We start from the raw sequence: 19,954 nt of genomic DNA on the forward strand, positions 1-19,954 counted from the left end.
AGGCGGCTCCGCCCCATCTGCCTCTCCACGGTATGACCCGGGAACCCGGCGTACGGTCCACACGGAGCGTAGTCGTGTTGCGCGTGGCTATTTGCGGATGCTCCATGGAGAGCTTCCTCGATCATAATGAGGACTAGCTAGCTGACGAACGTAGGCTACTGAGGGCACCTTCAGTCTCCACCTTCGGACGGCGACGAAGCCGAAGCGGTCCCATTGGCACTTTCAGTGTTACTGGCCGCGTCTGGATTTCCCTACGAAAGCCAGCGCTTGGGTCGAAGAAGTACCAGACATTGAACTTCCATTCGCTCCGGCGAGTGTCCGCACGCAGATCCGACCATCTCAGGTGCTCGGCTAACGTTTTTCGAACCTCTTGCTTGTATGGCGGCGTTGCGTTGTTCTGCCAGTCGGCCATCGTGGCACCCAGGAGCAGGTCAGCCAACTGAATGCCAGGCGTCAAGCGCGAATCGCGGGTCTCGAGGCTTTTCAGTGGTGCGAGCCCGAGCTCCTTTTTGAGCGTGTTGCCGACGATCTTGAATGCCGCCTCATCAGCGTTCTTATAGCTTGAAGGAAGCGGATCGACTTGTAGCGGCGCAACCTTCGCGCGAGCGCGGCCGAGGACTCTTGCGCGGCGAGGTCGGCGAGCATGTCGCTCGCGGTCGAGAAGCGGACCGTGTGGCCGCGGACGACGGCCTGGTGGGCGAGGTTCTTGAGGATCATGGTCTTGCCGACACCGTTGGGGCCGACGAGCACGGCGTTGTGGCCGGTGGCGAGGAAACCCAGGCCGAAGAGCTCGTCGACGGCCTCGCGGTCGATCTTCTTGGGCCAGGACCAGTCGAAGTCGGTCATGGGCTTGAAGGCGGCAACGCGCGAGTTCTTCAGGCGACGTTCGAGGCTGCGCTTGTGGCGCTCGCGCTCCTCGATGGCCAGCACCTCGCGAAGCCAGGGCTTGTCGGCGAGCTGCTCCCAGCAGGCGAGCAGGCCAAAGAGGCCGAGGCTCTTGAGGCGGTCTTTGGTCTCGGTGGGCGTCAGGTCGGTCATGGCGTCGAGTCCTTCTTCAGGGCGTCGTAGGTAGCGAGGGAATGCGGCGTGACGACGAGGTCGGCGTGCTGGCCGCGGGTGACGGGGGGCGGGGCCGACGGTGCCCCGTGCCCGTGCCTGAGCCGCTCGAGTCGGACCCCTGCGAGTTCGGCGGCGAGCGTACGCGGCGCTCCTGCCCATCGATCCCCTCGCTTGCCGTACCAGAACCCGTGCCCGATCGTGAGGGGACGTGTTCGGCGCTCCAGCCTCCCACGATGTTCGGCCGTGACGTCCGCCCGGGAAAGCAGCGGCGTGGATGTTATGCGGCGGTCGCAGGACAAGGATTCGCCAGAGCGGCCTAATCACCTGCAGGAGGACGTCCACGTCGCGAAGCTGCCCCCGGAGGCCAAGCGCGTCGTGAAGGGCACGCCGCTCGAGAGCAAGAGGGAGCTGCTCGCGCTCGCGCGGCTGCCGAAGGAGAAGCTGGCGATGACGGCGCGCGTGGTGGCCTCGGGCGAGGGCGCGACCGTGGCGGAAGCTATGCAGAAGCCACACGGCGAGGGGAAGGTGTCGGTGCAGTCGAGCCACGCGCGCGGTGGGGGTCTTACCGCACCGACCCGCCGTCGTTGCCGTCGTCGCGCGCACGGTGACGAAGGTCCCCGAGCGGTGCTGGTCGTGTGACGCCCGGGCCTGCACGCCTGCAACGACCGCGGGAGGTTGGCGCGGAGCCCCTCCGGCGAGCTCGTGGAGGTCACCTACGAGTACGAGACGGGGGACCTACGCCAAATCAAGCTCATCGACCACGCCATCTCGGGCGCGAATGTGATGATCGAAGCCCTCGGCGCGATGCCACCGAGCGAGGAACGCGCGAGGCTCGTCCGCGAAGCGGTGGACGTTATCAGGAAGGGGCTCCGGACCCTCAACGGGATCGTCAGCCCGATGTTCGAGCGCGTGCGACGCGCCGCATGACCGGATCCGCGCGGAGCGAGTCACGTCGCTCGACCTCCACATGGCGCGTCCCGACCTGCGGCGTCGTGCTCAGTGCGCCGAGCAAGGGCATCCTCCCCGCCCCTGATCGCGGTCGCGACGGCGCGCTGCTCGCCGCCCGCCACGCCCTCTACCAGCGGGCCCGCCGCAGGACGCCCTGGCGCTGGACCGGCCAGACCCGCAACTGGACGCGCATCGGCACCGTGACCCTCAACCCACACACGCACGAGGCTCAAGCACTCACGACGATGTGACCGAATCAACGGACAACTACCTTGACACCCATCGGCAGGTCCGCCGACGTCCGACGCTACCGCCTTCGGCGCGCCTCTCCGTCGGCGATGGCGTCAGCGACGCGCGCGAGCACCCAGGCGCGGTGGGTATCCATGAAGAAGTGCCCCGCGTCGATCTCGCGGACGGGGGCGCCGCCGCGTACGAGCTCGCTCCACTTCGCCGCCTCGCCCGCGGGAAGGGCCGCGTCGCGGAGCGCGCGAAGGACCGTGACCGGCAGGTCCAGGGGCTCACCGTCGACGTGGACGTGCGTCTCGATCGCTTCCATGTCGGCGCGCATGGGTGGAAGCGCGAGCTCCATGAGATCGCGATCACTTAGGAGGGACCACGGTGTCCCGTATTGCTGGTGCAATGCGGCGAGGAGCTCGGGCTCGGGCAGCGCGTACAAGTTCGTGTGCACGTGGGGCAGGTGTGGTGGGCGACGCGCGGCGACGACGAGCGCGATCGGCGGCGCGCCCAACGCGGAGAGGCGCCGCGCGAGCTCGAAGGCGACGAGCGATCCGAAGCTGTGGCCGTAGAGCGCGAGCGGCGCTGGGGGAAGCGCACCGAGCGCCGCGACAATAGCGTCGACGATCGGCGCGATGCGCGTGAGCGGACGCTCGCGCAGGCGCGACTGACGCGCGGGGAGCTGCACGGCCCGGACCTCGACGTCGGCGGGGAGACCCGACGGCCAGGCGCGAAACAGCGTCGCGCTCGCCCCGGCGTAGGGGCAGCAGACGAGACGGACGCGCGGCGACGATAACGCGCGGTACGCGGGGAGCCAGAGCGACGGCTCCGGGCGTGCGGCGATCGAGGACGATGCAGCAACCACAATGGCCTCTGCCCGCGCGGTGCGCGAGCGTCAAACTGTAAATCGTCGAATCGTGAGTTGATGTCGCCGCTACGCAGGGGCCGACATGACGAACGTCCAGTACAAGATCTCGCGCTCGACGAGGCACCGGTATGTCTTCGAGCTCGGCGTCACGAAGAAGTCCTCGGCGGTGCCCTCGAACGTCTCGGCAGTCTCTTCGGTCACGAGCATCTGCCACGCGGAGAGGAGCGCCTTCGACTTCAAGAACGCGTTGATGTTCGTTGCGTCCTGCGAGCGACGATCGATCGCCCGCACGACGTTCGCCGTGATGTCTTGCGTGCTCGCGATGCGGAAGCCCGCCGCCTCGAACGTTCGCCCGAGCTCGGGCATGTCTTGCGCGGGGCGCAAGTCCGTGAGGAGGACGACGCCGCCCGGCCGTAGAACACGCTTCAACTCGGACGCGAACGTGTCGATCGAGTCGTAGCAATGCGACGACTCGACATTGAGCACGGCGTCGAAGCTGCGGTCGGTGAACGGGAGGTTGAGCGCGTCACCGACCTGGTAGCTAAGACCCGGAGCTTTGTGCGCACGGCGCGCGAACTCGACCGCGTTCTCGGCGAGGTCCATCCCGATCATGCGCCTTGGGCGGTGGTAGCGCGCGACGTACCAACTGCCGCCACCGCGCCCGCTGCCGACCTCGAGGACATCCTTCCCCTCGAGCGGCGCCTTGGTCGCGAGGTGGTGATAGAGCTGGAGCGACGAACGGCCCGCTTCGTCCTCCGGCCGTAGCACGGGGGCGACATCGTCGGCCGCGATCGGCTCGTAGCCGTGGTTCAGGAAGCGCCAGTCGAGCATGTCTCGTCCGGAGATCTCGTGCCCACGGATGTTGAGCCACTTTTCGCTTCCGGAGAGGAAATTGTACCACTTACGCCACTGCGCTTGCGACGCTTTGAACTGGGCTGAATCCACGAGAGCTCCATTGCGTTGATTGCGGCGCGTTCGGCCGCGAACGTGCGCGGCGCGCGCCGCTCGGCTACAAATTGCGGCAGACACGCTTGCAGGCGCCGTCGCCCGTGTCCGGCTCGAGCGCGATGCAGCTCGCCAGCGCGCGGTACTTCTCGACGGAGTCGGGGTGCGCGCGCTCGCATGCGGCGCACGCCCCGGTGCTCGCGCACGTGTCGGGGCCGATGCCGATGATACACGTGAAGAGGAGCTCGCAGTCGGACGGCCCCTCGTTCGAAGACGCGAAGCACTCCGTCATCTCCGCGCAGCAGCGCGTCGCGATGCAGGTATCGCACGCTCTGCATGGCGGGTCCTCGAGCGTGACCGTCTCGAAGATGGGGCACGACGTGGCGACGGCGCACGTCTCCGTGTCCTCCCCGCTCGCGTCCGCGTCTCCAACGCCCGCGTCCGCGCTCGGGTCGACGCCCGGGTCTTCGGCGGAACGCACGCACGTGGGCGCGCTCACCAGCGTGCACACGGCCACCAAGGCGCTCGCCACGGCGGGCGGCGCCGGCGCACGGATTAGCTTGAACATGTTCGATGGCTCTTCGCGGCGTTCGTCGCCGCTGATCCACTACTACGAGGGAGAGCGTCGAAGGGTGTCGCGTCGCGCGTCGGATTTCGACCCGCGGATGGCTCGCGTGGGGCGCGCGCTCGCGGTCCGCGTCGCGGCGACACCGACGGGACAGCGCAGCGTTAGTAGCGTCGGTGCGGGCCGAAAGCGGTATGCAACTCCCTGAGGAGACCCTATGAGCGACAACGGCGACGACGCGTACGCGATGCCGCGAACGCGGCTGGACGCGGTGGGCCTGCGCCCGAAGATGCGGCGGGGCTCGCTCCTTCTCGCTTGCGCCGCGGCGCTCGTGGGCGTGCTCGGCACGATGGGCGGTTGCGGTTCGGAGGATGCGGTGGAGCCGGCCGACCCCGGCGCCGAGTCGCGCGCCGCGAAGGCCGAGCACGGGTTCAGAGTGTCGCCCGTCACCGTGTCGACCGAGGGCCTCACCCCCGCCCAGCGCGAGCAGGTCGGCTACGGCAGCTACCTCGTCAACGCGGTCGCAGACTGCAACTCGTGCCACGTCAAGTTCACGCCGACGGGCGCCTATGACGTCGCGTACTACTCGAGCCCAAGATACTTCCTGGGCGGCGGCCTGCCGCTCCCCTTCCCGCCAGCGGAGCAGGAGCTGTACGGCACCGTCGTCTTCGCGACGAACCTGACGCCCGATCCGACGAACGGCATGGACTACACCGAGGACGAGTTCGTCGAAGCGATGCGCACAGGCAAGGAGAAGTCGACCGGGGAAACGATGTATTTCATGCCCTGGCGCACGGCGTACCGCTGGATGACGACCGAGGACCTCAAGGCGATGTACGCGTACTTGACGCGCATCCCGCCGCTCGAGAGCGTCGTCGGCGCGGACCAGAAAACGAAGAGCACGCCGCTCCCGGTCCCCGCGAAGTACGACATGGGCGACGTCGAGCGGCCGCTCCCGCCCGACTCAGAGCCCGACAGAGACGGCAGCGCGCGTGGGCTCGCAATTCAGCCCCTCGCGGAGCCCGCGGGCCTGCGCGACATGACCGAGGAAGCGCGGCGTCAGTACGGGCGCGGCAGCTACCTCGTGAACGCCGTCGCCGGCTGCAACACGTGCCACGGCAACTCCGGCGCGGTCGCGACCCCGCCAGGCAACAAGCTCGACACGGCAAACTACCTCGCCGGCGGGCGCGTCTTCTTCATCGGCGACGGGCTGGACGCGACGTACGGCGTCCGCCGCACGATGGGCGCGAACCTCATCGGTGAAGAGAACGGCTACAAGGCTCCGTTCGAGACGTTCTTCTCGGTGATGACGGAGGGGAAGCAAGTCGATCAGCCTGGGGCGCCCGTCGTCGGCTACCCGATGCGCTGGAACGCGTTCCGCAACATGACGCGCGACGATCTCGAGGCGGTCTACGCGTACATCACGAAGGCGCCGCGGCAGACCGGGGCGAGCGACAAGAGGACGCAGGAGCACGTCCCGGCGTGCCAGGCCGATGCGGACTGCGCGTCGGGATCGTGCAACGTGGAAGCGCACGAGTGCGTCGGGACGGCATGCGCGGTCGACTCCGATTGCCCCGCCTGCCAGGTGTGCACGAGCGAGAAGTGCGCCTCACCGCCGGCGGAGTCGTCCTGCGTGACGCGCGGGATCTGAGCCGACACCACGGATGAGCGACGTTCGCCGAGCGCGGCGCTCTCCTGCCTCACGAGCGCGCCTCGCTCGCGCACGACAAGCGTCGGATCCGTCGCGCCGACGCGGCGCGCTGACTCGCGCCCTCGCGCGCCCTGGCGCGCTTGCCCATGGAACTTCGAACGCACGGATCTTTCATGTCGCACACCACGGACACGGGCGGCGCGCCGGCGCGGCCGAACGAGGGCTCGATTCACGACTGGCTGCGCGCGAAGCTCGGCGAGCTCCTCGGGGTGCCGCCGGCCGAGGTCGATTTCGGCGTTCGCTTTCGTGAGCTCGGGCTCGCCTCTCTCCAGGTCACGACGCTCGTCGCCCGGCTGTCGGCGCACCTCGGACGCGCGCTCGCGCCGACGTTGCCTTGGCAGCACCCGACCCCGAGCGCCCTCGCGCGGCACCTCGAAGGCGCGACGCTCGATGAACACCCGCACGCGGCCGACGGGGCGAAGGCGCGCTCGCGCGGCACGAGCGCGCCCGCCGCGAACGAGCCCATCGCCGTGGTGGGAATGAGCTGCCGTTTGCCCGGCGGCGCGACGTCGCCAGCGGCGTTCTGGGAGCTCCTCTGCGAAGGCCGCCACGGGATCCGCGAGGTCCCCGCCGAGCGCTGGGACATCGAGGCCTTCGTCCACGACGACGTCGCGGCGCCCGGAAAGATGACGACGCGCTGGGGCGGCTTCCTCGACCGGGTCGACGGCTTCGATCCTGGATTTTTCGGGATGTCGCCGCGCGAAGCGCAGCAGATCGACCCCCAGCAGCGCCTCGTCCTCGAGCTTGCGTGGGAGGCGATCGAAGACGCGCGCGTCGATCCGGTCCGCCTCCGAGGTCGCGACGTCGGAGTCTTCGTCGGCGCGATGGGCAGCGACTACGCGAAGCTCACCGCGACGGAGCCGCGCCTCATCGATCAGCACACGGCGCCGGGCGTCGACACGTCGATCCTCTCGGGGCGCGTGAGCTACCAGCTCGGCTTGCAAGGGACGAGCGTCACCGTGAACACGGCGTGCTCCTCGTCGCTCGTCGCGGTCCACCTCGCGTGCCAGAGCCTCCGCTCGGGCGAGAGCACGATGGCGCTCGCGGGCGGCGTGCACCTCGTACTGTCGCCGCACGGCACCGTCGGGATGACGAAGTTCGGCGCGATGAACCCGGCGGGCCAGTGCCGCGCGTTCGACGCGTCGGCGAACGGGTACGTACGCGGCGAAGGCGGCGGCATCGTCGTCCTCAAGCCGCTCCGCGCGGCGCTCGCCGACGGCGACCGCGTCTATTGCGTCATCCGCGGGAGCGCGTCGAACAACGACGGCTTCTCGAACGGGCTCACGGCGCCGAACCCGAAGGCACAAGAGGAGATGCTTGCGCGCGCGTACGAAAACGCGGGCGTGGAGCCCGGCTCGATCGACTACGTCGAAGCCCACGGGCCTGGGACGATCCTCGGCGATCCCATCGAGGCCGGCGCGCTCGGCGCCGTGCTCGGGCCGAGCCACTCGGCCGATCGCCCGCTTCGCATCGGGTCGGTGAAGACGAACCTCGGCCACCTCGAGCCCGCGGCGGGGATCGCGGGGCTCCTCAAGGTCGCGCTGTCGCTGCATCACGGCCTCTTGCCCGCGAGCTTGAACTACGAAGCGCCGAACCCGCACATCGCGTTCGACGCGTGGCGCCTCGCGGTGCAGACGCAGCTCGACGCTTGGCCGTCGTCAGGCGGGCCCGCGCGCGCGGGGATCAGCTCGTTCGGCTTCGGCGGGACCAACTGCCACGTCGTGGTCGAGGAGGCGCCCGGGAGCCGCGCGCTCCTCTTGCCCATCGGCGCCGAGAGCGCCGAGGAGCTGCGCGCGCGCGTCGCGGCGATCGTCCCCGTGGCGCGGCGCCTCCGCGGCCCGCGCGAGGCCGCGGCGATGTGCCGCCTCGTGGCGCGCTGCTGGGGCAGCGGCGGCGCATGTCGCGTCGCGATCGTCGCGCGCTCGGCCGGCGAGCTCACCCGAAAGCTCGAGGAGGCGCTCGCGACGGAGGCCTCGCCTCTCCCGATCACGTCGCCGAGGCCGCGCCTCGCGTTCGTGCTGCCCGGGCACGGCTCGCAGTGGATCGGCATGGCGCGCACGCTCCTCGCGGAGCAGCCGATTTTCCGCGCCGAGATCGAGGCGTGCGACCGCGTCGTCCTGACGCATCGCGGCATCTCGATCGTGACGGAGCTGCTCGCGGACGAGGGCGCCTCGCGGATCGAGGACATCGACGTCATCCAGCTCGCGCTGTTCGCCGTCGAGGTCGCCCTCGCGGCGCTCCTCGGCGCGTGGGGCGTCGCGCCCGAGGTGCTCATCGGGCACAGCTTCGGCGAGATCACCGCCGCGTACCTCGCCGGCGTCCTCTCGCGCGAGGACGCGCTCCTCGTGCTCGCCGAGAGATCGCGCCTCGTGCGCGACGCTGGGGCCGACGGCGGCGCGATGCTCGCCGTGACCGGCGCGGATGACGCGGCGATCGACGCGGTCGTCGCGCAGATCGAGGGGCTGTCGATCGGCGTCTACAACAGCCCGGGGTCGATCGTGCTCTCGGGCGCGCGCTCGGCGATCGCCCAGGCCGAGGCGGAGCTCGCGCGCGGCGGCGTGCGGGTCGATCGCGTGAAGGTCAGCTACGCGTCGCACAGCCCGCAGATGGATCCGCTCGTCGCGCCGCTGCGGGCGTGCCTCGACGCGGTCTCGCCGCGCCCCGCGCGCGTGCCGCTCCGCTCGACGACGCGCGACGCATGGCTCGCGGGCCCCGAGTGCGGCGCCGACCACTGGGCGCAGAACCTGCGCGCTCCCGTGCTCTTCCGACGAGGGATCGAGGCCATCGCGCGCGAGGCGCCGACGGTGTTCGTCGAGCCGAGCCCGCACCCGGTGCTCGTCAAGTCCATCGAGCGCACGGTGCAGGCGTGCGGCGCGAGCGCTCGAGCGCTCCCGTCGTGCTTTCGCGGCGAGGACGAACGCGAGGGCCTCTACGCCTGCCTGGCGGCGCTCTTCGCGCTCGGCTTCCAGCCGGCGTGGGGCGCGGCGCTCGGGCGCGGCGAGGCCGACGCGCTCGCCCCCGCAGCGGAACGCGCGCTCGCCGACGTCCTTGGCGCGCCGCTCGGCGCGGACCGTGGGGCGCCTGACAGGCCGCCCGCGCCGATCCCGTTCGTGCTCTCGGCGAAGAGCGACGCGGCGCTGCGCGCGCAGGCGGCGCGGCTCCACGCCCACGTGCTCACCTCGCGCGACCTCGCGCTCCCGGACCTCGCGTACTCGCTCGCGACGACGCGGACCGGCTTCGACCGGCGCGCGGCGGTCGTCGCGGACGATCGCGCCACGCTGCTCGCGGGGCTCGAGGCGCTCGCCGAAGGATCGGGGACCCGCGATACCGTCGTGGGTTCCGCTGTCCCCGAAGGCGGGATCGTCTTCGTCTTCCCGGGGCAGGGCTCGCAATGGGCGAAGATGGCGGCGGCGCTCCTCGACACGTCGGCCGTCTTCCGCGCCGAGATCGACGCGTGTGAGCGCGCCCTCGCGCCGCATGTGGACTTCTCGCTCCTCGCGGTGCTCCGCGGCGAGGGCGAGGCCGCGGCGCTCCTCGAGCGCGTCGACGTCGTCCAGCCGGTGCTCTTCGCCGTCATGGTGGCGCTCGCCGCGACGTGGCGCTCGATGGGCGTCGAGCCCGACGCCGTCGTCGGACACAGCCAGGGAGAGATCGCCGCGGCTTACGTCGCGGGTGCGCTCTCGCTCGGGGACGCCGCGAAGGTCGTCGCGCTGCGCGCGCGTGCCCTCACGCGGCTCGCGGGCCGCGGGGCGATGGCGGCGATCGAGCTCGGGGTGAGCGAGGTCGAGGCGCGCCTCGAGGGGCTCGTCGGCCGCGTGTCGATCGCCGCGATCAACGGCCCGCGCGCGACGCTCGTCGCGGGCGACAACGACGCCGTCGACGCGCTCGTCCGCGGGCTCTCGGCGGCGCAGATCTTCGCGCGCAAGATCCGCGTCGACTACGCGTCGCACTCCGCCCACGTCGAGGCGATCGAGGGCGCGCTCGTCGCGGGGCTCGCCGACATCGCGCCGCGCGCGAGCGTCGTGCCGCTCTACTCCGCCGTCTCGGGCGCGAGGCTCGACGGTGCGGCCCTCGACGCCGCGCACTGGTACCGGAACCTCCGCGAGACCGTCCGCTTCGAGGCGGCGACACGCGCGCTCCTCGCCGATGGCCATCGCTTCTTCGTGGAGGTCAGCCCGCACCCGGTGCTCACCCTCGCTCTCCAGGAGACCATCGGCGCGTCCGGCGCCTCGGCCGCCGTCGTCGCGACGCTCCGCCGCGAAGAGGGGACCGTCGCGCGCATGGTCCTGTCGCTCGCGGAGCTCGCCACGCGCGGGCGCGCTCTCGGCGCGAAGGCGCTCTTCGGCGGGGCGCGCCGCGTACCCCTGCCCACGTACGCCTTTCAGCGCGAGCGCTGCTGGCTCGACGCGCCGCGCGGCCCCGACGCCGACGTCAAGGCGGCCGGGCTCTCGGCCGCCGATCACCCGCTGCTCGGCGCGGCCGTCGCGGTCGCCGACTCGGGTGCGTACCTGTTGACGGGGCGCTTGTCGCTCGGGGCTCACCCCTTCCTCGCCGGGCACGCGGTGTTCGGCGCGCCGATCCTCCCGGGCACCGCGTTCCTCGAGCTTGCGCTCGTCGCCGCGCACGGCGTGGGGCTCGATCGCGTCGAGGAGCTCACCCTCGAGGCGCCGCTCGCGCTGCCCGCGACCGGAGGCGTCGCCGTGCAGATCCACGTCGGACCGCCCGACGCGCGCGGCGCGCGGTCGTTCGCGCTGCACGCGCGCGACGACGCCGCCGCGCCCGACGCGCCCTGGACGCGAAACGCGCGCGGGATCCTCGGCGCGCGCGCTGCCGCGCCCGCGGTCGACCTCGGCGAGTGGCCGCCGCCCGGGGCCGAGCCGATCGCGATCGACGGGCTCTACGATCGCCTCGCCGAGGCGGGGCTCGCGTATGGGCCTGATTTTCGAGGGCTGCGCGGCGTGTGGAGGCGCGGCGCCGAGCTCTTCGCCGACGTCGCCCTCCCCGACGCGGCGGCGCGCGAGGCGCCTCGCTTCGCGCTCCACCCGGCGCTCCTCGATGCGGCGCTCCACGCGCTCTTCGCCGAGGACGCGTCGAGAGGCGACGCGCGCGTGCGGATGCCGCTCTCGTGGTCGGGCGCGTCGCTCGACGCAGTGCACGCCTCGTCGCTCCGCGTGCGCTTCGCGCCAGGAGCGGACGACAGCGTGTCGCTCGCGATCGCGGACGCCGAAGGGAACCCGCTCGCGTCGATCGACGCGCTCGCGATGCGCGCCGCGTCGGAAGGGGCGCTCCGCTCTGCGCTGCGCGCGCGCGCCGAGACGCTCTACTGCGTGACGTGGACCGCGGCGCCGGGCGACGCCGGCGTCACCGATCCGCGCGGCGCGTGGGCGCTCGTGGGGAGCGACGTCGCGCTCGCGGAGGCGCTCGGATCGCGCGCGCACGTGACGACGTACGCCGATTGGGCGACGCTCGCCGACGCGCTCGCGGGCGGCGCCCAGCCGCCGGTCGCCATCGTCGTCCGCTGCGCTTCGCACGACACGACGCGCGACGTCGCCGCAGCGGCGCACGACGCGACGGCGCGCGCCCTCGCGCTCGTCACGGCGTGGCTCGCCGACGAGCGCCTCGCGACGTGCGCGCTCGCCGTCGTCACCGAGAGCGCCATCGCGACGCGCGCCGGCGAGGACGTCGCGGACCTCGCGCACGCGCCGCTCTGGGGGCTCCTCCGCACGGCGCAGACCGAGAACCCGGACCGCGCGCTCGTGCTCGTCGACGTCGACGATACGATCGCGTCGCGCGGCGCTCTCGCCGGGGCGCTCGACGCGGCCCTCGCCGCGGGTGAGCCGCAGATCGCGCTCCGCGAGGGCCGGCGCCTCACGCCGAGCCTCGCACGCGCGGGCCGCGCGGAGGTCGCGGCTCGCCGCGCGCTCCCCGCGGACGGGACCGTCCTCATCACCGGCGGGACGGGCACGCTCGGCGCGCTCTTCGCGCGTCACCTCGTGCGGGAGCACGGGGCCGCGCATCTGCTCCTCACGTCGCGGAGCGGTCGCGCCGCCCCCGGGGCCGACGCGCTTGCGCGCGAGCTCGAGGCGGAGGGCGCCTCGGTGACGATCGCCGCGTGCGACGTCGCCGATCGCGCCGCGCTCGCGGAGCTCCTCGCGTCGATCCCGCGCGAGCGGCCGCTCGCCGCGGTCGTGCACGCAGCGGGCGCGCTCGACGACGGCGTCGTGACGTCCCTCACCGCGCCGCGGCTCGCGTCCGTCTTGCGCGCCAAGGTCGACGCGGCGGTTCACCTCCACGAGCTGACGCGCGAGATGGATCTCGCAGAGTTCGTCCTTTTTTCGTCGGTCGCGGGCGTGCTCGGGACGCCAGGACAGGCGAGCTACGCCGCGGCCAACGCGTTCCTCGACGCGCTCGCCCACCACCGCAAGGCGCGAGGCCTCGCCGCGCTCGCGCTCGACTGGGGCTACTGGGCCGAGCGGACCGGGCTCACCGCGCACCTCGGCGACGCGGACCTCGCGCGGCTCGCGCGCGGCGGGCTCCGGCCGCTCGCGAGGGACGAAGGGCTCGCGCTCTTCGACGCCGCCCTCGGCCGCGCGGAGGCCGCCCTCGTGCCCGCGTCGTTCGACGTGGCCGCGCTCCGCGCGCGGGGGGGCGGGCCGCTCCTCCGGAGCCTCGCCGGCGCGAAGGACGCTCGTCCCGTCGCGGCGAACGCGAAGACCGCAGCGACGCTCGCGCAGCGCGTCGCGCGGCTCTCGCCCGAGGATCGCGAGCGCGCGCTCCTCGACGTCGTGCGCCCGGAGATCGGCGTTGTCCTCGGGCTCGGGGCGTCGCGGGACCTCGACGTGCACCGGCCGCTCCGCGAGCTCGGGCTCGACTCGCTCATGGCCGTGGAGCTGCGAAATCGGCTCGCGGCGGCCGCGGGGCTGCGCCTCCCGACGACGCTCCTCTTCGATCATCCCACGCCGGCCGCGCTCGCGCGCTTCCTCGCGGGCGAGCTCCTCGGGGGCGGCGAGGCGCGCGACGTGTCGCGCGCGCGCGCGCGCGCGCCATCGACCGGCGACGCGATCGCCATCGTGTCGATGAGCTGCCGCTTCCCCGGCGGCGTGTACACGCCGGAGGATCTCTGGGCGCTCCTGCGCGACGGGCGCGACGCGATCGCCAGCTTCCCCGAAGGGCGCGGCTGGGACACGGGCACGCTGTACGATCCGGACCCGGACGCGCTCGGGAAGAGCTACACGCGGCAAGGGGGCTTCCTCTACGACGCGGACTGCTTCGACCCTGGGTTCTTCGGGGTGAGCCCGCGCGAGGCTCTCGCGATCGATCCCCAGCAGCGCCTGCTCGTCGAGACCGCCTGGGAGGCGATCGAGCGCGCCGGGATCACGCCCGCGTCGCTCCACGGGACGGACACGGGCGTCTTCGTCGGCGTGATGTATGGCGACTACGGCGGGCGCCTCGCGCAGGCGCCGTGCGAGCTCGAAGGTTACGTCGTCACGGGCAGCGCGGCGAGCGTCGCATCGGGCCGGATCGCGTACACGCTCGGGCTCGAGGGGCCCGCGGTCACCGTCGACACGGCGTGCAGCTCGTCGCTGGTTGCGCTCCACCTCGCGTGCAAGGCGCTCCTTCAGGGCGAATGCGCGCTCGCCCTCGCGGGCGGCGTGACGGTGATGGCGACGCCGGCGACGTTCATCGAGTTCAGCCGGCTGCGCGCCGTCGCGCCCGATGGGAGATGCAAGTCCTTCTCGGCCGACGCGAACGGCGCCGGGTGGAGCGAAGGCGCGGGCATGCTGCTCCTCGAACGCCTCTCGGACGCCCGACGAAACGGGCATCCCGTGCTCGCCGTGCTGAGCGGCTCGGCGGTCAACCAAGACGGCAAGAGCCAGGGGCTCACGGCGCCGAACGGGCCGGCGCAGGAGCGCGTCATTCGTATGGCGCTCGCGCAAGCGGGGCTCGCGCCGCGCGACGTCGACGCCGTGGAGGCGCACGGCACGGGCACGACGCTCGGCGATCCGATCGAGGCGCGGGCGATCATGGCGACCTACGGGGAGGGACGCCCGAGCGACCGGCCGCTCTTGCTCGGGAGCCTCAAGTCGAACATCGGCCACACGCAGGCGGCCGCGGGCGTGGCCGGCGTCATCAAGATGGTGCTCGCGCTCGAGCACGGCGAGCTCCCGAAGACGCTCCACGCGGCGCGACCGTCGCCGCACGTCGACTGGTCGGCGGGGACAGTTCGCCTCCTGACCGAGGCGGCGCCGTGGAGGCCGAACGGGGTTCCTCGGCGCGCGGGGGTGTCGTCGTTCGGGATTTCGGGCACGAACGCGCATGTCATCATCGAGGAGGCGCCGGGGGACGCGGACGCGTCCGCGAGCGCGGCGACGGCGGAGGCGTCTGCTGGGCGCGAGCTGCCGTTCGTGCTGTCGGCGAAGACGGAGGCGGCGCTCCGCGCGCAGGCCAGACGCCTCCACGCCCACGTCGCCGCGAACGGCGAGCTTTCGCTCGCCGACCTGGCGTTTTCCCTCGCGACCACGCGGTCGCATTTCGACGAGCGCGCCGCCGTCGTCGCGTCCGACCGCGACGCGCTGCTTCACGGGCTCGACGCCCTCGCGCGCGGAGAGCCCGCGCCCGAGGCGGTCGCTGCGTCGACAGTTTCCTCGGGGAAGCTCGTCTTCGTCTTCCCCGGACAGGGCTCGCAGTGGCCCGAGATGGCCTCCGCCCTGCTCGACTCCGAGCCCGTCTTCCGCGAGCAGCTGCTCGCCTGCGAGGGCGCCCTGGCCCCCCACGTCGACTGGTCGCTGCTCACCGTCCTGCGCCACGGCCGCGACGGCGACGCTTCGCTCGACCGCGTCGACGTGGTCCAGCCCGTGCTGTTCGCGGTCATGGTGGCCCTCGCCGCCATGTGGCGCGCGATGGGCGTCGAGCCCGACGCCGTTGTCGGACACAGCCAGGGCGAGATCGCCGCCGCGTACGTCGCGGGCGCGCTCTCGCTCGAAGACGCCGCCAAGGTCGTCGCGCTCCGCGCCCGCGCCATCACCAGGCTCGCCGGACGCGGGGCCATGGCGGCCATCGAGCTGCCCGCCAGCGAGCTCGACCGCTACCTGGATGGGCTCGACGGCCGCGTCGGCATCGCCGCCATCAACAGCCCGCGCACCACGCTCGTCGCCGGAGACGTCGCCGCCGTGGACGCGCTCGTCAGCGCGCTCTCCGCCGCCCAGATCTTCGCCCGCAAGGTGCGCGTCGACTACGCGTCGCACTCCGAGCACGTCGCCGCCATCGAGAACGAGCTGCTCGGCGACCTCGGCGGCATCAGCCCGCGCGCCAGCGCCCTGCCCATCTACTCCGCCGTCACCGGCGAGAAGCTCGATGGCCAGGCGCTCGACGCGGCGCACTGGTACCGAAACCTACGCCAGACCGTCCGCTTCGAAGACGCCACGCGCGCTCTGCTCGCCGACCAGCACCGCTTCTTCGTCGAGGTCAGCCCACACCCCGTGCTCTCCCTCGCGCTGCGCGAGACCATCGACGACGCCGGCCTTTCTGCCGCCGTCGTGCCGACCCTCCGTCGCGACGAGGGACACCGCGCGCGCTTCCTCCTCTCGCTCGCCGAGCTGCACGCGCGGGGGCACCGCGTGGTGTGGAGCGCCCTGTTCGACGCCCATCGACCCCGCCGCGTTCCCCTGCCCACGTACGCGTTCCAGCGCGAGCGCTTCTGGCTCGATGCCCCTCGCGCCCGCGCCGACGTCGCCGCCGCCGGGCTCGCGTCCGCCGAGCATCCGCTGCTCAAGGCCTCGGTCGCGCTGGCGGGCTCGGACGGGTACCTGTTCACCGGACGCCTCTCGCTGGCCGAGCACCCGTGGCTGGCGGGGCACGCGGTCTTCGGCGAGCCCATCCTCCCAGGCACCGCCTTCCTCGACCTCGCGCTCGCGGCCGCACACCGCGTCGGCCTCGATGCCGTCGACGAGCTCACCCTCGAAGCCCCCCTCGCGCTCCCCGCGACCGGCGGCGTGGTCGTGCAGATGGCGCTCGGGGCCACCGACGACGACGGGCGGCGCTCGCTCACCGTGCACGCGCGGCCGGACGACGCGGGCGACGACGCGGCGTGGACGCTCCATGCGCGCGGTCAGGTCGGATCGCGAAGCGCGCGCGCCGATGCGGCGACCGCGTACGACCTCCGTGCGTGGCCGCCGCCGGGGGCCGTCTCGGTCGCGATCGATGCGCTGTACGATCGCCTCGCGCGCGCCGGGCTCGCGTATGGGCCGGATTTTCGCGGATTGTGCCGCGTCTGGCGGCGCGGCGACGAGCTCTTCGCCGAGGTCGTGCTCCCGGAGGCGACGGCGCGTGACGCCGCGCGGTTCGGCGTCCATCCGGCGCTCCTCGACGCCGCGCTCCACCCGCTGCTCCTCCAGGTCGGCGACGCCACGGGGGTCGTCATGCCGTTCGCGTGGAGCGGCGCCGTACTTCACGCGGTCGGCGCGTCGACGCTGCGCGTGCGTCTCGCGCGACGCGGCGGCGGGGACGGCGCGAGCGCGGACGAAGGCGCGAACGCGACGATATCGATCGACGTCGCCGATGCGGCGGGCGCGGCGGTCGCGACGATCGAGGCGCTCGCCGTCCGCGCCGTCTCGAAGGGAGCGGCGGCGCGGCGCGGCGCGCGCGAAGACGCGCTCTTCCACGTCGCGTGGACCGAGCTCGCGCGCGCGGCCGACGAGCGCGGCGCGGGCTTCGCGCCGGGGGCACCTTGGGCGATTCTCGACGACGGCCGCGCGTTCGCGCGGGCGCTCGCTGGCGCGGTCGGCTCGGACGCGACGAGCTACGACGACATCGGCGCGATCGCGGGCGCGCCCTCCACGCGACCCGCGCCTGCCGTCGTGATCGCGCCGTGCGCCGACGACGCGGCGAACGCGGACGCGCGCGGCATCGTCGAGGCCGCGCACGTGGCCACGGCGCGCGCGCTCGCGCTCCTTCACGCGTGGCTCGCGGAGCCGCGCCTCGCGACGTCGGCGCTCGTCATCGTCACGCGCCACGCCGTCGCGACGTCCGCCGACGAGGACGTCAAAGACCTCGCGCACGCGCCTGTGTGGGGGCTCGTGCGCGCGGCGCAGACGGAGCATCCCGATCGCGCGATCGTGCTCGTGGACATCGATGGCGGCGACGCGTCGCTCTCCGCCCTCGCGACGGCGCTCGACGTGAGCGAGCCGCAGCTCGCGCTGCGCGAGGGGCGGCGCCTGGTTCCGCGCCTGGGTCGGCTGGGCGGCGACGACGCGCTCGTGCCGCCGAGCGCTGCGGCGTACCGGCTCCACGTCGCGGCCAAGGGCACGATCGAGAGCCTCGCGCTGGTGCCCCACGAGGAGGCGACGAGGCCGCTCGCCGAGGGGCAGATCCGCGTCGCGGTGCGGGCGGCGGGGCTCAATTTCCGCGACGCGCTCGACGCGCTCGGCATGTACCCCGGCGACCCCGGGCCCCTCGGCGCCGAGGGGGCGGGCGTCGTGCTCGAGGTCGGCCCGGGCGTGACGGAGCTCGCCCCAGGCGACCGCGTGATGGGCCTGCTCAGCGCGGCGTTCGGGCCCATCGCGCTCGCCGATCACCGCATGGTGAGCCGCATCCCCGCGGGGCTGTCGTTCATCGAGGCGGCGAGCATCCCGGTCGTCTTTCTGACCGCGTACTACGGGCTGGTCGACCTCGGCCGCCTCCGCCCCGGCGAGCGCGTGCTGGTTCATGCCGCCGCCGGCGGGGTCGGCATCGCCGCCGTCCAGCTCGCCCGCCACCTCGGCGCAGAGGTCTTCGCCACCGCGAGCCCGCCCAAGTGGGCCACCCTCCGCGCCCTCGGCCTGGACGACGACCACATCGCCTCCTCGCGCTCGGCCGACTTCGAAGCGCACTTTCGCCGCACCAGCGGCGGGCGCGGGGTCGACGTGGTGCTCGATTCGCTCGCCCGCGAGCTGGTCGATGCCTCGCTGCGCCTGGTCGCCCTCGCGCCCGACGGGCGCTTCGTCGAGATGGGCAAGAGCGACATCCGCGACCCTGTGGCCGTGGCCGCGTCGCACCCGAGCGTCGCGTACCGCGCGTTCGACCTCGCCGAGGCGGGCCCCGAGCGCATCCAGGCGATGCTCGCCGAGCTGGTCGCCCTGTTCGAGCGCGGTGTTCTGCGCGTGCCGCCCATCACCCCGTGCGACCTCCGCCGGGCGCCGCAGGCCTTCCGCGCCCTGGCCCAGGCCCGCCTCGTGGGAAAGGTGGTGCTGACCATCCCGCGCGCCCTCGACCCGCGCGGCTCCGTCCTCGTCACGGGAGGCACCGGCACCCTCGGCGCGCTGGTGGCGCGCCACCTCGTCCAGCGGCACGGCGTGCGCAGCCTGGTGCTCTCTTCGCGACGAGGCCCGGCGGCGCCCGGCGCGGACGACCTCCGCCGCGAGCTCGAAGCCGCAGGCGCCTCGGTCGCGATTGTGGCCTGCGACGCGGGCGATCGCCTGGCCCTCGAGCGCCTGCTCGCCGGCATCCCCGCCGACCGCCCCCTCACCGCGGTCGTCCACGCCGCCGGGACCCTCGACGACGGCGTCCTCACCTCGCTCACCCCAGAGCGCCTGCGCTCCGTCATGAGCGCGAAGGTCGACGCCGCCGCGCACCTCGACGAGCTCACCCGCCCGCTCGATCTGTCCGCCTTCGTCCTCTTCGCGTCGGTCGCCGGCGTGCTCGGGACGCCGGGGCAGGCGAACTACGCCGCGGCGAACACGTTCCTCGATGCGCTCGCGCACCAGCGGCGGTCGCGCGGCCTGCCCGCGGTGTCGCTCGACTGGGGGTACTGGGCCGAGAGGACCGGGCTCACCGCGCATCTCGCCGAGACCGACGTCGCGCGGATGGAGCGCATCGGGCTTCGCCCGATGGCGTCGGACGTGGGGCTCGCGCTCTTCGACGCCGCGCTCGCGCACGTCGACGCCGCGCTCGTCGCGGCGCCGTTCGACCTCGGCACGCTCCGCGCCCACGTGGTCGCGCCGATCCTCCGCGGCCTCGCGCGGGCCGCAGCGCCGCGGCTCAAGGCCGCGACCAACGCTGCCTCGGAGGCCACGCTCGCCCAGCGCGTCCGCGCGCTGGCGCCCGCGGATCGCATGCGCGCGCTCGTGGACACCGTGCGCGCCGAGGTGGGCGTCGTCCTCGCGCTGCCCGCGTCGAAGGCCGTCGCGCCGCAGCGCCCCCTCAAGGAGCTCGGGCTCGACTCGCTGACGGCCGTCGAGCTGCGAAACCGCCTCGCCGCGCTCGCGGGGATCCGCCTGCCCGCCACGCTCCTCTTCGATTACCCGACGCTCGACGCGCTCGCGGCGATGCTCCTCGCAAAGCTCGTGGACGACGAGCCCGCGTCGCCTCCCCCGCTCGTCGTGGAGCTCGATCGCCTCGAGCACGCGCTCGGGACGCCCGAAGGGGACGACGCGACGCGCGCCCTCGTCGCGACGCGCCTGCGATCGCTCCTCGCGCGATGGAGCGTCGGGACACACGGCAACGGAACGAGCGCCGTCTCGAAGGATTTCGAGGCTGCGACCGATGAGGAGCTCTTCGCCCAGTTCGACGCTGGATTCGGGGGACCGAGCCAATGAGCACGACCGAAGAGAAGCTGCGTGCGTACCTCAAACAGGCGATGAGCGAGCTG

The 19,954-nt window shown here is 73.0% G+C and carries 9 protein-coding genes; 5 read left to right on the forward strand and 4 right to left on the reverse strand.

The window, feature by feature from the left end:
- Window positions 1–483: 483 nt before the first annotated feature.
- The gene (locus tag WME98_RS18600) at window positions 484–1,038 is read right to left on the reverse strand and encodes an ATP-binding protein (protein WP_437952496.1); all 555 of its coding nucleotides are present in this window, start codon (window positions 1,036–1,038) and stop codon (window positions 484–486) included.
- A gap of 264 nt (window positions 1,039–1,302) precedes the next feature.
- Here WME98_RS18600 and WME98_RS18605 point away from each other — a divergent pair, with 264 nt between their 5' ends.
- The 3 genes from WME98_RS18605 to WME98_RS18615 all read left to right on the forward strand — a co-directional run bounded on the left by WME98_RS18605 (window position 1,303) and on the right by WME98_RS18615 (window position 2,258).
- Window positions 1,303–1,698: a hypothetical protein gene (locus WME98_RS18605; protein ID WP_437952497.1), complete on the forward strand. Its 396-nt coding sequence runs from the start codon at window positions 1,303–1,305 to the stop codon at window positions 1,696–1,698.
- Between the two features lie 63 nt (window positions 1,699–1,761).
- Window positions 1,762–1,986 (forward strand): hypothetical protein, encoded by a 225-nt coding sequence (locus WME98_RS18610; protein ID WP_437952498.1) that lies wholly within the window; start codon window positions 1,762–1,764, stop codon window positions 1,984–1,986.
- Window positions 1,983–2,258, forward strand: coding sequence for a hypothetical protein (locus WME98_RS18615; protein ID WP_437954180.1), 276 nt, complete (start codon window positions 1,983–1,985; stop codon window positions 2,256–2,258). The genes WME98_RS18610 and WME98_RS18615 overlap by 4 nt, the downstream gene beginning before the upstream one ends.
- A gap of 56 nt (window positions 2,259–2,314) precedes the next feature.
- Here the strand turns inward: WME98_RS18615 and WME98_RS18620 are convergent, their stop codons facing one another.
- The 3 genes from WME98_RS18620 to WME98_RS18630 all read right to left on the reverse strand — a co-directional run bounded on the left by WME98_RS18620 (window position 2,315) and on the right by WME98_RS18630 (window position 4,622).
- The gene (locus WME98_RS18620; RefSeq protein WP_437952499.1) at window positions 2,315–3,106 is read right to left on the reverse strand and encodes a thioesterase II family protein; all 792 of its coding nucleotides are present in this window, start codon (window positions 3,104–3,106) and stop codon (window positions 2,315–2,317) included.
- Between the two features lie 69 nt (window positions 3,107–3,175).
- A complete protein-coding gene (locus tag WME98_RS18625) occupies window positions 3,176–4,054 on the reverse strand; it encodes a class I SAM-dependent methyltransferase (RefSeq protein ID WP_437952500.1) in 879 nt (292 codons plus the stop codon).
- A gap of 64 nt (window positions 4,055–4,118) precedes the next feature.
- Complete coding sequence (locus tag WME98_RS18630; protein ID WP_437952501.1) at window positions 4,119–4,622, reverse strand: hypothetical protein; 504 nt, start codon at window positions 4,620–4,622, stop codon at window positions 4,119–4,121.
- 214 nt (window positions 4,623–4,836) lie between these two features.
- On the opposite strand from WME98_RS18630, the gene WME98_RS18635 reads away from it, so the two are divergent.
- Together WME98_RS18635 and WME98_RS18640 are read left to right on the forward strand one after the other, a co-directional pair.
- A complete protein-coding gene (locus tag WME98_RS18635) occupies window positions 4,837–6,270 on the forward strand; it encodes a cytochrome C (protein ID WP_437952502.1) in 1,434 nt (477 codons plus the stop codon).
- Between the two features lie 173 nt (window positions 6,271–6,443).
- The gene (locus WME98_RS18640; protein ID WP_437952503.1) at window positions 6,444–19,901 is read left to right on the forward strand and encodes an SDR family NAD(P)-dependent oxidoreductase; all 13,458 of its coding nucleotides are present in this window, start codon (window positions 6,444–6,446) and stop codon (window positions 19,899–19,901) included.
- The last annotated feature ends 53 nt before the right edge of the window (window positions 19,902–19,954 follow it).

The organism is Sorangium sp. So ce296 (assembly GCF_051529605.1).
GTDB lineage: Bacteria > Myxococcota_A > Polyangia > Polyangiales > Polyangiaceae > Sorangium > Sorangium cellulosum_D.

Coding starts and splice junctions, on each gene's coding strand:
- WME98_RS18600 (WP_437952496.1), bottom strand. CDS start 1,038: ATGACCGACCTGACGCCCACCGAGACCAAAGACCGCCTCAAGAGCCTC.
- WME98_RS18615 (WP_437954180.1), top strand. CDS start 1,983: ATGACCGGATCCGCGCGGAGCGAGTCACGTCGCTCGACCTCCACATGG.
- WME98_RS18630 (WP_437952501.1), bottom strand. CDS start 4,622: ATGTTCAAGCTAATCCGTGCGCCGGCGCCGCCCGCCGTGGCGAGCGCC.
- WME98_RS18635 (WP_437952502.1), top strand. CDS start 4,837: ATGAGCGACAACGGCGACGACGCGTACGCGATGCCGCGAACGCGGCTG.
- WME98_RS18640 (WP_437952503.1), top strand. CDS start 6,444: ATGTCGCACACCACGGACACGGGCGGCGCGCCGGCGCGGCCGAACGAG.